This window comes from Mycobacterium sp. IS-1556, assembly GCF_001499985.1.
Classification (GTDB): domain Bacteria; phylum Actinomycetota; class Actinomycetes; order Mycobacteriales; family Mycobacteriaceae; genus Mycobacterium.
In genome coordinates this window covers 195,648-208,138 of sequence record NZ_LQIM01000041.1, presented here as the reverse complement: position 1 = coordinate 208,138, position 12,491 = coordinate 195,648, and the positions used below count along the sequence as shown (strand labels likewise).

Sequence of the window (12,491 nt, the reverse complement as noted above, 5' to 3'; positions counted from 1 at the left end):
GGCCGCAGCCCCACTCAGGTGTCAGCGATGTCCCGAGACATCAACCTGTCAGCGATGTCCCGAAACAGAACAGAGCGGTGAACGCTCCGAAACGTGCACAAATCACAGGTAAGGGTCGGCCCAGGCGCTGATGATGCGCGCGGCGCGGGCCGCCTGGTTCTTCTCGGTGAGCAGATGATCGGCGCCCTCGAGCGAGACGAAGCTGCGGGGGTGCCGGGCCGCGCGAAAGATCTCGCTGGCGTTTTCGATGCCGACGGTGTTGTCGGTCGGCGAATGCATGACGAGCAGCGCGCGGCGCAGCGTTCGGATGCGCTCCTGCAGATCGACGTTGCGGACGTCGTCGATGAAGTGCCGCTTCAACGTGAGCGCCTTGCCGCCGATGAGGAACGGCGCCTCCCCCTCGGCCTCGATCCGCTCCACGAGCGCGTCGTACGTGCGCTCGACGTGCGCGGGCTCGGACGGCGCCGCGATGCTGGCCACCGCCGCGACGCTCGGGCACTCGTGGGCCGCGGCGATGGCGGCCGACCCGCCGAAGGAGTGACCGACCAGCAGGCGCACCTCGCGGCCTTCGGAGTTCATGAACTCGACGGCCCGCGCGGTGTCGGCCACCTTGTGCGAGAACGACCCGTCGCTCCAGTCGCCTTCGGAGTCACCGAGGCCGAGGTTGTCGAAGCGCAGCATGCCGATGCCCTCGCTGGCGAGTTGCTTGCAGATGCGGCTGGCCGCAGGACTGTTCTTGCCGAGCGTGAAGCCGTGCGCGAACACGCCCCACCCGCGGACGTCGCCGTCGGGCATGTCGAGCTCACCCGCGAGCGTGGGTCCGCTGCAGCTCGGGAAACTGACACGCTCAGCCACGCGGGTCATCCTGTCATCCGGCGACCATGTGTCGTCGATCACTTCTTCGGGTACCAGGGTGCCATGGCAAACCGAATCATCATCGCGGCGCTCGCCGTGGCGACACCGATCGTCGCGCTGACCGGCTGCAGCACCGAGGACGCCGGCGAAGAGACCACGACGCCCGGCACCACGGCGGCGCCCGCGGCCACCGAGCGACTCAACGCACAGCTGAAGACGGCCGACGGCACACCTGTCGCCAACGCCACCCTGGACTTCGCGAACGGCTTCGCCAGGGTCACGGTCGAGACGATCGAGAGCGGCATCTTGAGCCCGGGTTTCCACGGCTTGCACATCCATTCGGTGGGCAAGTGCGAAGCCAATTCGGTCCCGCCCACGGGCGGGGAGCCAGGTGATTTCCTGTCGGCGGGCGGCCACTTCCAGGCGCCGGGGCACACCGGCCACCCGGCGAGCGGCGACCTCACCGCGCTGGAGGTCCGCTCCGACGGGTCCGCAGAGCTCGTCACGACCACCGATGCGTTCACGGCTCAGGATCTGTTGGCCGGTGAGGGCACCGCGCTGATGATCCACCAGGACGAGGACAACTTCGCGCACATCCCCGACCGCTACACCCAGCCCAATGGCACGCCGGGTCCGGATCAGGACACGCTGGCCACGGGTGATGCCGGCGCGCGGGTGGCGTGCGGTGTCATCCAGTCGGCGTCGGGAACCACCACCACGACGACGACCACGACAACCACGACGACGACACCGACGACGGTGACGGAGACGACCGTGATCAGCCCGACCACCGAGACGGTGGTGCCGCCGCCGCCGGCGATTGAGACCACGACGGCGGACACGACCACTGTGACCACTACGACGACCGCGCCGACGACGACAACAACGACCGAGACCCCACCACCGGCGCCACCCGCTCCGGGCGGCTGACGGCGATCAGGACCGCTGCAGCAGGTCGCGTTTGACCTCGAGCCGCCGCAACTTGCCCGATGAAGTCCGCGGTAGTGCGCCGGGCCGGACGAAGACGACGTCGGCGGGTATCACGCCGCACTCGGATGCGACGCGCTCGATGAGGTCGGCGCGCGACTGTGCCTCGTCGGGACCGCGGAACTCCGCGACGATCGCGACGCCGGGCCTGATCGAGCGCTCCCCAACGCCGACCGCCACCACGGCGCCGTCCCGCACGCCGGGTGCGCCGGCCGCCACCCGTTCGACCTCGGCGGGGAAGATGTTGCGGCCTGCCACCGTGATCAGTTCCTTGGCGCGGCCACAAACCACCAGACCGCCGTCGACGAAATAGCCGAGATCGCCTGTGGCGAACCATTCGTCGGGGTCCAGCGGGGCGTCGTCGCGGTAGCCCGACATCATCGAGGTTCCGCGGATCAGGATCTCGCCCACCCCATCGTCCTCAGCGTCGTCGCGCTGCTCGACACGCACCGACATGCCGGGGATCGGCTCGCCGAGCACCGCATGGCCGGCGCCGTCGACGATCATGCCGCGGCCAGGCTCGGGAACCGTTACGGCACAGGTGGATTCGGCCAAGCCGTAGGAGGGCGCAAGCGCACCGGCGGAGAACCCGAAGCGGGCCATCTCGGTGGCGAACAGCGCGGTCAGTTCACAGTCGACGGGTTCGCCGCCGTTGAGCGCGAACCGCATGCTGCCGAGGTCGACGTCGGTGACCCGGCGCGAGTACTTTCCGATCAATCCGTATGCCATGTTCGGCGCAGCGGTGATAGTGGCGCGACTCTCGGTGAGCCAGTCCAACCAGCGAAACGGTGAGGCCTGGAATGCGGCGGTCGGCGCCTGCCACAGGTCGATACCGCCCAGGGCTCCGGCCAGCACAAAGCTCAGGCCCATGTCGTGATACAGCGGCAGCCAGGAACAACCGGAGTCGGCCGGAGACACCCCGATGCGGGTGTTGAGGCCGCGGAGGTTGGCCAGCACCGCATCCGGGGACAGCTGCACCGCGCGAGGAACACCCGTCGAGCCGGCCGTGCCCTGAAGCAGGGCGATGGCGGCGGGTTCGTCGGGTCGCCGGAAGGTCGTTGATCTGGCAAGCGGCGCAACGGAATTCAGTTCTTTCACCACCGGCCCGCCGTCGACGCGGGCGAGCTGCTCGAGATGACTTCGCCCGGTGAGCACGTGGCTGACGCCCATACCCGCGAACCGGGCCACCGTCGTCTGCGCCCACTTGTCTGCGTCCGCGCCTCGAACCGGGCTGGGCGCGATGGTCACCGCGACGCCGGCCTGGAAGGCGCCCAGGATCGCCGCGATCAGCTCGACGGTGGGTTCGCCCGCCAGCCCCAGCGTGGAGACTTCCTCGTTGAGCAGCCACTCCGCGACGTTCTCCGACCGGCCGTGCACCTCCGGCCAGGGGTGGCGGATCCAGGTGCCGTCGTCGAAGACGTGCAGGCTGTTGTCAGAGCTGGTCAGCCGCTCGGCAAAGGCCTTCGCCAACGAGTCCATGGACCACCTCGCAGTGTTTACGCGCTTGAATAAGCGATTGTCGATCTGGTCAATTGCGTCCAAAGCTAACCGATCGAAGTTCGCCGTGGGAAATCACCTCGATGCCGTCGGCGAGATACGAAACGGCCCCCGGAAATCCTCCGGGGGCCGTTTCACCTAGTAGCGGGGACAGGATTCGAACCTGCGACCTCTGGGTTATGAGCCCAGCGAGCTACCGAGCTGCTCCACCCCGCGTCGGGTGAACGCAACGTTACCGAAGGCGCTCGTGCACTTCCAAATCGCGCGGTCACGGGCCTTTCGCTACGCGTCAGCGACCGCAAATGTACGGCCGGACACCGTGTGTTGCCGTACAGACACGGTCGCTCGCGCAGAACGCGGAGAAGGGCTAGCCGGCGGACTGGTACTTGCTCATCGCATCGTCGAGGCGTTGCAGCGCCTCGCCGAACTCGCCGAAGTCACCGCTCTGCTGAGCCTTACGCAGCGCGTCGAGCGCCGTGTTGACTTCTTGCAGCGCAGCGGCTTTCGCGCCGGACAACTCCACCGGGCCGCCCGGCGGCACCGCGGCGGGAGCGGGCGCCTCCGGTGCCTGGCCCTGCTGGTTGGCCGGCGTGCGACCGGTCGGCGCTTCACCGTCGGCCGGGGGCTGCGCGGCCGGCTGCTGTCCACCCGGACCCGCGATCGGCGCAGGCCCGGTGGCGGTCGCGTCGGCGCCAGGCCCGAACAACTCGGTCAGCGCATCGCGGACCGTGGGGCCGTAGCCGACCTTGTCGTTGTACATCATCGCCACCCGGATGAGGCGCGGGTACGACGACGCGGCGTCGCTGGCCCCCGGCGAGGCGTACACCGGCGCGACGTAGAGCAGCCCACCATCAGCCACCGGCAGCGTCAGCAGGTTGCCCCACCGGATGCGGTTCTGGTTGTCGCGGCCGATCACGCCGAGGTCCTGGCTGACCGCGGTGTCGGTGCTGATCGCGTTGAACGCCAGCTTCGGACCGTTGACCTGCCCGGGGATCGTCAGCACCGTGAGCTTGCCGTAGGTGTCGGGATCAGAACTGGCGCTGATGTAGGCGGCGAGGAAGTCGCGGCGGAACCGGTTCATCGCGCTGGTCAGTTGGAACGACGCCGAACGGTCTCTGGTGACAAGGTCTTTGGCGACGATGTAGTACGGCGGCTGGTAGCTGCTCGCGGTCGGGTTCGGGTCGAGCGGCACGTCCCAGAAGTCCGACGTGGAGAAGAACGTCACCGGGTCGTCGACGTGGTACTTGGCCAGCAGCGCACGCTGCACCTTGAACAGGTCCTCGGGATAGCGCAGGTGCTGCTGCAGTTCCGGCGAGATCTCGCTCTTGGGCTTCACCGTGCCGGGGAACACCTTCATCCACGCTTTGAGAACCGGATCCTGCTCGTCCTGGGCGTAGAGGGTCACCGTGCCGTCGTAGGCGTCGACGGTGGCCTTCACCGAGTTGCGGATGTAGGACACCTGCTTGTCGGGTGCGAGCCGGTTGATCGCCACCTCGTTGGAGTCGGCGGTGGCGCTCGACAACGTCGTCAACTCTGAGTACGGGTAGTTGTCCAACGTGGTGTAGCCGTCGATGATCCACACCATCCGCTTGTTCACGATCGCGGGATACATGCTGGTGTCGGTGGTAAGCCACGGCGCCACCGCCTCGACGCGGTCCGCCGGATCGCGGTTGAACAGGATCTTGCTGTTCGGGCCGATCACGTTGGAGAACAAGAAGTTTCGTTCGGCGAACTTGGCGGCGAAAACCGACCGCGCCAGCCAGTTGCCCACTGGAACGCCGCCGCGGCCGGTGTAGGTGTAGTTCTTGGTCTCGGTGTTCGTCTCGTAGTCGTACTCGCGGTCGACGTCGCCGTTCTTGCCGACGATCGCGTAGTCGGCCGGGGTGTTGGAGATCACCGGTCCGAAATAGATGCGTGGCTGATCCAGCGGCGCCGGTCCGGGCGAGATGACGCTGCCGTTGGCGCCGACCACGCTGGCCAGGAACTCCGGATAACCGCCGTTCTGGTTGGGGTCGTTGGCGACGCCACGCACGGTGTTGGCCGGTGAGGCGATGAAACCGTTGCCGTGGGTGTAGACGGTGTGGCGGTTGATCCAGTCGCGCTGGTTGTCGATCAGCCGGTCGGGGTTGAGCTCGCGGGCGGCGACCACGTAGTCGCGCAGGTTGCCGTCGGGGCCGATGTAGCGGTCCATCGACAGCTGCTCGGGGAAGTAGTAGAAGTTCTTGCCCTGCTGGAACTGGGTGAACGCCGGGCTGACGATGGTCGGATCCAGCAGCCGGATGTTCGACGTCGTCGCCCGGTCCGCGGCGACCTGCTGCGCGGTGGCCGCCGAGTCGCCGCTGTAATTGCGGTAGGTGACCACGTCGTCGGTCAGCCCGTAAGCCTGTCTGGTCGCCGTGATGCTTCGGCTGATGTATTCGCTTTCCTTCTGCGCCGCATTGGGTTTGACGCTGAACTGCTCGACCACCAGCGGCCAGCCCGCGCCGACCACCAGCGACGACAACAGCAACAGCACCACACCGATCGCGGGGATACGCAAATCGCGCAGCACGATCGCCGAGAACACCGCGGCCGCGCAGATCACCGCGATCGCCATCAGGATGAGCTTGGCCGGCAGCACCGCGTTGATGTCGGTGTAGCCGGCACCGGTGAACGGCTTGCCGCCGCGGGTGTGGCTCAGCAGCTCGTAACGATCCAACCAATAGGCGACCGCCTTGAGCAGCATCAGGATGCCCACCAGGGTGATCAACTGGATGCGCGCCGCACGGCTCAACGCGCCGGCGCGCCCGGACAGTCGGATGCCGCCGAACAGATAGTGACCCAACAGGTTTCCGAGGAACGCCAGGAAGGTCGCGACGAACAGGTAGTTCAGCACGAGCCGGTAGAACGGCAGGTCGAAGGCATAGAAGCCGAGATCCATACCGAACTGCGGGTCGGTGATCCCGAAGCTGTCGCCGTGTAAGAACAGCTGGACCGTCTGCCACTGCCCCAGCGCGAACAGCCCGACGAACAAGCCGATGAGCGCGGGCACGCCGAAGCCGACCAGTCGCAGCCGCGCCATCACCGCGGTGCGGTAACTGGCGACCGGGTCGTTGGGGCCGTTGGTCGGCACGAACACCGGTCGGGTGCGGTAGGCCAGCGCCAGCCCGGCGAACAGGATCGCGCCGATCAATAGCGCCACCACGAGGAACAGCAGGATCTGGGTGAACAGCACGGTGGTGAAGACCGAGCGATAGCCGAGTTCGCCGAACCACAGCCAGTTGACGTAGGTGTCGATCAACCGTGGTCCGATCAACAACAGCAGGACGGCGACGGCGCCCACCCCGATGAGAATCCGGCTACGTCGTGTCAGCTTCGGCATTCGTGCCGCGGGCCGCATACCCACTCGTCGACTCCAGTTCCATTCCCATACGTCGCGATCGACGCCACCCCAAGCTTGGCCCCAACTCTACGCAACCACCGGCGGGCGGTGGCCGGCCAATCACCTAGCAATGGGGGCGTTCGCCACCGGCGGACAACGTCTTCAAAGCGTCGACGGCCTGCGCCAAGGTATCGACTTTGACCAGTTCGAGACCGTCCTGCGGGGCCGTCTTGGCTTCCTCGCAGTTGTCCGCGGGCACCAGGAAAACGGTCGCGCCCGCCTCCCGCGCGGACTGCGTCTTGTGGGTGATGCCGCCGATCGAGCCGACCTCGCCGTCCCCGGAGATCGTTCCGCTGCCCGCGACGAACTCGCCGTCGGTGAGGTCACCGGTGGTCAGTTTGTCGACCACTGCCAGGGAGAACATCAACCCCGCGGACGGACCGCCGATGTTGGCGAGGTTGAAGTCGATCGAGAACGGCGCCCAGGGCGCGTCAAGCACGCCGATACCGAGGTAGCCCTGGTCGCCTTCGGGATGCTTGCCCAGCGTGATGGTGGCGACGCCGGGCGGGCCGTCCTTACGGCGGTAGTCGAGCACCACGGTGTCACCCGGTTTGGTGTGCTCGAGCAAGGCCTGGAACTCCTCGAGGGTGGCCACCGGCTTGCCGTTGACGCCGTCGATCGCGTCGCCGTCCTTCAGCTTGCCCGCCGACGGTCCGTCGTCGTTGACGTTCTCCACCGTCACCGCCATCGGAAAATCCAGGTAGTGCAGCGCGGCGTATTCGGCGCTGCGTTCGGAGTTGCGGAAGTCGGTGGTGTTGGCCTCGTTGACCTCTTCGCGCGTCATGTCTGGCGGGTAGACCAGATCACGCGGCACCAGCTGCTCGCGGCCCGAGAGCCACAACGCCATCGCCTGGCCCAGCGTGAGCTGGTCGCGCTGGGACACCGTGGTCATGTTCAGATGCCCAGACGTGGGATAGACGTCGGCGCCCTCGATGTCGACGACCTGCTTACCCTCGACCTCGCCGAGCGTGTTGAACGTCGGCCCCGGGCCCAGTGACACGTAAGGCACCACCGCCACCGACGCGAGCACGCCGAAGGCCAGGATCGGGACGAGCGCGACGAGCAACGTCAAAGTCCGCCTGTTCACGCCGCCCAATGTAAAGGTTGCGGCGTCGGTGCCCTTGGTCACGCCGGGTCCGGACCGTTCGCGACTTCCACCCCCGGGGCTGTGAAATCCGGCCGGAGCACGACCGTCGCGCAGAAATCGGCGCTCGGACCGGGGTTCGCTGTCAGCGTGACCTGCCCAGCCACATCTCCGGCGGTCGGTGAGTACGGTTGAGGCATGGCTGACCCGCCTTTCGGCTTCTCCGCCGGGGACGACCCCGAGCGCGACAAGCGCAAGAAGGATCCCGATCAGGGGTCCGGCGCCGACCCGTTCGGCATGGGTTCTCAAGGCGGGTCCGAGTTCGACATGTCGCAGCTGGGCCAGATTTTCAGCAAGCTCGGCGAGATGTTCAGCGGGGCGGGCGGCGCGATGGCCGCCGGCAAGCAGTCCGGACCGGTGAACTACGACCTGGCCCGGCAGCTGGCGTCGAGCCAGATCGGCTTCGTCGCGCCGGTACCGGAAAAGACGAGTGCGGCAATCGCCGACGCCGTGCACCTCGCCGAAACCTGGCTGGACGGCGTGACGGCGCTGCCGGCGGGCACCAGCAAGGCCGTCGCGTGGACGCCGACGGACTGGATCGACAACACGCTCGAAACGTGGAAGCGGTTGTGCGACCCGGTCGCCGAACAGATCTCGACGGTGTGGGCGTCCACGCTGCCCGACGAGGCCAGGACCATGGCCGGTCCCCTGCTGTCGATGATGACGCAGATGGGCGGAATGGCGTTCGGCTCACAACTGGGTCAGGCGCTGGGCAAGCTGTCGCGAGAAGTGTTGACCTCCACCGACATCGGGCTGCCGCTCGGCCCCAAAGGGGTGGCCGCACTGATGCCGGAGGCGGTCGAGTCGCTGTCCGAGGGTCTCGAGCAGCCGCGCAGCGAGATCCTCACCTTCCTCGCCGCCCGCGAGGCAGCCCACCACCGCCTGTTCAGCCACGTGCCGTGGCTGGCCAGCCAGCTGCTGAATGCGGTCGAGGCGTTCGCCCGCGGCATGAAGATCGACATGAGCGGCATCGAAGAACTGGCCTCGGGCATCAATCCGGCGGCGCTGACCGACCCGGCGCAGATGGAACAACTGCTCAATCAGGGCATCTTCGAGCCGAAGGCGACGCCGGAGCAGACCGCGGCGCTGGAGCGGCTGGAGACGCTGCTGGCGCTGATCGAGGGGTGGGTGCAGACGGTCGTCACCAATGCGCTCGGCGACCGCATTCCCGGCACGGCGGCGCTGGCGGAGGTGCTGCGCAGGCGCCGGGCCACCGGCGGGCCGGCAGAGCAGACCTTCGCGACCCTGGTGGGGCTGGAACTGCGGCCGCGCAAGATGCGGGAGGCCGCGGTGCTCTGGGAGCGGTTGACCGAGGCCGTCGGCTCCGATGGCCGCGACGCGGTATGGCAGCATCCGGACTTGCTGCCCACCGCCAAGGACCTCGACGAGCCGGCCGGATTCATCGACCGGATGATCGGCGGCGACACCAGCGGGATGGACAGCGCCATCGAGGAGGCGATCGCCGACCTCGAGAAGGACATCCAGAACCCCGATCGCGGTAAAGGCGACGACCAATAGTGATTCGGGTGTAGTTGGTCGCGCTCAGCGCAACCGGCCACACCGAAATCCCGCTGCGCTGACGCCTGTGGATAACTACCGGCGGCCGTCGCGCGGCGTGGCACGCTCGATCGATGACGCGATACGCGCTGAGCGCGGCGACACCGGTGCTGCTGCGCCCGGACGGCGCCGTGCAGGTGGGCTGGGACCCGCGGCGCGCGGTCATGATCCGTCCTCCGGCGTGGCTGCCCGCGGCAACAGCGGCGAGCATGCTGCGCCATCTGCAATCGGGTGCGAGCCTGGCCGACCTGCAGGCCCACGCACCGGCGGTTGACGGGGCAATCGTCGAAGACTTCATCGGATTGTTGGTTGACGCCGGTCTGGTGACCACCACCCGGGTTCGACGAGGCCGCGCCGCGGCGGTGCGCATCCATGGCCGCGGCCCGCTGTCCGATCTGCTCGACACCGCGCTGCGGTGTTCGGGTGCGCGCCTCACCCACAGCAACCGGACCGACACCGGTGCGCCGACCGAGCCGACCGATCTGGTGGTGTTCACCGACTACCTGGTGGCCGACCCGCGCGTGGTGCGCGAGTTGCACGCCGCCGAGGTGCCACACCTGCCGGTGCGCGTGCGCGACGGCGTCGGCCTGGTCGGGCCGTTGGTCATCCCCGGCGTGACGAGCTGCCTCGGGTGTGCGGACCTGCATCGGAGCGACCGGGACGCGGCGTGGCCGGCGGTCGCCGCGCAGTTGCGCCACACCGTCGGAAGCGCCGATCGGGCGACCGTGTTGGGCACGGCCGCGCTCGCGCTGAACCAGGTCGACCGGGTCATCCGCGCCGTCCGCGGCGGCGCCGACATGAGCCGCTTCGCCGAGCCGCCGCCGACGCTCGACACGACGCTGGAGTTCGACATCAACGTGGGTTCCGTGGTGGCGAGGCGGTGGTCGCGTCATCCGCGCTGTGGATGTTGACATCCATTGTTGGCAAGTCGTTGCGGGGTGTTCAGCACCGTCGTGGATGATGGTCTGGTGAGTGACATCAAGCGGGGTCGGGCCGCGCGAAACGCCAAGCTGGCCAGCCTGCCGGTCGGCATGGCGGGCCGGGCCGCGTTGGGCTTCGGTAAACGGCTGACCGGTAAGTCGAAAGACGAGGTCAACGCCGAGCTGATGGACAAGGCGGCCCAGCAACTGTTCACCGTGCTCGGTGAGCTCAAGGGCGGCGCGATGAAGGTCGGCCAGGCGCTGTCGGTGGTGGAGGCCGCGATTCCCGAGCGCTACGGCAAGCCGTACCGCGAGGCGCTGACCAAGCTGCAACGCGAGGCGCCGCCGCTGCCGGCGGCCAAGGTGCACCGGGTGCTGGATCAGCAACTGGGCACCAAGTGGCGCGAGCGGTTCCAGTCGTTCGACGACAAGGCGATCGCTTCGGCCAGCATCGGTCAGGTCCACAAGGCGGTGTGGTCCGACGGGCGTGAGGTGGCGGTCAAGATCCAGTACCCCGGCGCCGACGAGGCGCTGCGAGCCGACCTAAAGACCATGCAGCGCATGGTCGGTGTGCTCAAGCAGTTGGCCCCGGGCGCCGACGTTCAAGGCATTGTCGACGAACTCATCGAGCGCACCGAAATGGAGTTGGATTACCGACTGGAGGCCGACAACCAGCGCGCGTTCGCCAAGGCATACGACGGGGACCCGAAGTTCTTGGTGCCCAAGGTGGTTGCCAGCGCCCCCAAGGTCGTCATTCAGGAGTGGATCGAGGGCATCCCACTGTCACAGATCATCCGCGAGGGCACTCAGGAACAGCGTGACCTGATGGCCACCCGGCTGTTCGAGTTCTGCGATGATGCGCCGCGCCGGCTCGAAATGGTGCACGGCGACGCCCATCCCGGAAACTTCATGCTGCTGCCCGGCGACAAGATGGGTGTCATCGACTTCGGCGCGGTGGCGCCGATGCCGGGCGGCTGGCCGATCGAACTCGGCCAGATTCTCCGCTACGCCGTCGACAAGAACTACGACAAGCTGCTGCCCACGATGGAGAAAGCCGGCTTCATCCAGAAAGGCCAGCAGGTCTCCATTCGCGAGATCGACGACATGCTCAAGCAGTACGTCGAGCCGCTGCAGGTTCCGATTTTCCACTACCGCCGTTCGTGGCTGCAGCGCATGACGTTGTTGGAATTCGACCGGTTCGGCGGGCAGATCAAGACCGCTCGGCAGATGGACATCCCGCCGAAGTTGGCGATTCCCATGCGGGTGATCGCGTCGATCGTCGCGATCTCCTGCCAGCTCGACGCCCACGTCGACACTCGGCGCATCGCCGATGAGTACGTCCCGGGCTTCGCCAACCCCGACGAGGTCTAGCGGCACCTGACACCGAAAGTCATGCGGCGACAGGGTTTTTCGCGTCCTTGCGGGGCCGGCCCCGCGGCCGCTTGCGGGCGATGACGGTACCCCGCTCCAGGATCTCGCCACCCCAAACGCCCCACGGCTCTTGACGTTCCAGCGCCGCGGCCAGGCATTCGCGGCGGATCGGGCAATCCGCGCACAACGCCTTGGCCCGCTCGAGTTCGACGGGGTCCTCGGCGAACCACAGATCCGGATCGGCTCTGTGACACGGCACCGCCAGCTTCGTCTTCTCCCGGCATGTCCCCGATGGGACGCTCTTCGCGCGAGCGTCCCCCTGCCCTTCGGGCGGGTGGGCCCCCCGCTCGCGTGGGGAGTGCCCCCACACCGCAGATGACATGGCTCGTACCTCGGCTTCCTTGGTTTCGTATCTCTTCGGGTCAGTTCTGGCTAGATCCGGGACCGAGTCTTCGAGGCTTCGAACGGCTTTCGAAACACGAAGGCCACGGATCCGATTGACTGCGGGTCCGTGGCCTCTGTGGCGGAGATCGTGGCTTTACCTAAGTGGTGCCCCGATCGACGGACAATGCAGTCGCGGCGGCGGCGCGGCGCTTGCGCTGCGGGGTGATGGCAGCGGCGGCACCGGCGGCATGCGCGGGATGGGCCCCAGCGGCGGCGGCGACATGGAGGACCCGCGGCATACCGGCAGCCGGAATGGCCGCGCCTACGCCGTTGAACGCGCTATTGCTACCCACGA

10 protein-coding genes and 1 tRNA gene are annotated in these 12,491 nt (G+C 67.5%); 4 read left to right on the top strand and 7 right to left on the bottom strand.

Going from position 1 to position 12,491, the window contains the following annotated elements:
• Nucleotides 1–102 precede the first annotated feature (102 nt).
• Nucleotides 103–855, bottom strand: coding sequence for an alpha/beta hydrolase family protein (locus tag AU187_RS23810; protein WP_059101155.1), 753 nt, complete (start codon nucleotides 853–855; stop codon nucleotides 103–105).
• A gap of 63 nt (nucleotides 856–918) precedes the next feature.
• Here AU187_RS23810 and sodC point away from each other — a divergent pair, with 63 nt between their 5' ends.
• Entirely contained in the window at nucleotides 919–1,785 is an 867-nt protein-coding gene (sodC, locus tag AU187_RS23805) for a superoxide dismutase[Cu-Zn] (RefSeq protein ID WP_059101081.1), read from the top strand.
• 6 nt (nucleotides 1,786–1,791) lie between these two features.
• Here the strand turns inward: sodC and mbtM are convergent, their stop codons facing one another.
• From mbtM to AU187_RS23785, 4 genes are all read right to left on the bottom strand, one after another.
• The gene (mbtM, locus tag AU187_RS23800; protein WP_059101082.1) at nucleotides 1,792–3,321 is read right to left on the bottom strand and encodes a long-chain-fatty acid--ACP ligase MbtM; all 1,530 of its coding nucleotides are present in this window, start codon (nucleotides 3,319–3,321) and stop codon (nucleotides 1,792–1,794) included.
• 160 nt (nucleotides 3,322–3,481) lie between these two features.
• Nucleotides 3,482–3,555, bottom strand: a tRNA-Met gene (locus AU187_RS23795).
• Between the two features lie 151 nt (nucleotides 3,556–3,706).
• Nucleotides 3,707–6,724, bottom strand: coding sequence for a UPF0182 family protein (locus AU187_RS23790; RefSeq protein ID WP_059098964.1), 3,018 nt, complete (start codon nucleotides 6,722–6,724; stop codon nucleotides 3,707–3,709).
• 100 nt (nucleotides 6,725–6,824) lie between these two features.
• Nucleotides 6,825–7,847 carry a YlbL family protein gene (locus AU187_RS23785; RefSeq protein ID WP_059099076.1) on the bottom strand — a complete coding sequence of 341 codons (1,023 nt, stop codon included), beginning with the start codon at nucleotides 7,845–7,847 and terminating at the stop codon, nucleotides 6,825–6,827.
• A 195-nt stretch (nucleotides 7,848–8,042) separates the two neighbouring features.
• Between AU187_RS23785 and AU187_RS23780 the strand changes: the two genes are divergently transcribed.
• The 3 genes from AU187_RS23780 to AU187_RS23770 all read left to right on the top strand — a co-directional run bounded on the left by AU187_RS23780 (nucleotide 8,043) and on the right by AU187_RS23770 (nucleotide 11,752).
• On the top strand, nucleotides 8,043–9,422 hold the full coding sequence (locus tag AU187_RS23780; RefSeq protein WP_059098965.1) for a zinc-dependent metalloprotease: 1,380 nt from the start codon (nucleotides 8,043–8,045) through the stop codon (nucleotides 9,420–9,422).
• 113 nt (nucleotides 9,423–9,535) lie between these two features.
• Entirely contained in the window at nucleotides 9,536–10,372 is an 837-nt protein-coding gene (locus AU187_RS23775) for a hypothetical protein (protein ID WP_059098966.1), read from the top strand.
• Between the two features lie 42 nt (nucleotides 10,373–10,414).
• Nucleotides 10,415–11,752: a macrolide-binding ATPase MABP-1 gene (locus tag AU187_RS23770; RefSeq protein ID WP_059099077.1), complete on the top strand. Its 1,338-nt coding sequence runs from the start codon at nucleotides 10,415–10,417 to the stop codon at nucleotides 11,750–11,752.
• 19 nt (nucleotides 11,753–11,771) lie between these two features.
• Here the strand turns inward: AU187_RS23770 and AU187_RS23765 are convergent, their stop codons facing one another.
• On the bottom strand, nucleotides 11,772–12,017 hold the full coding sequence (locus AU187_RS23765; RefSeq protein WP_286132147.1) for a WhiB family transcriptional regulator: 246 nt from the start codon (nucleotides 12,015–12,017) through the stop codon (nucleotides 11,772–11,774).
• 277 nt (nucleotides 12,018–12,294) lie between these two features.
• Complete coding sequence (locus tag AU187_RS25600) at nucleotides 12,295–12,489, bottom strand: hypothetical protein (protein WP_156425410.1); 195 nt, start codon at nucleotides 12,487–12,489, stop codon at nucleotides 12,295–12,297.
• Between the last annotated feature and the right edge of the window lie 2 nt (nucleotides 12,490–12,491).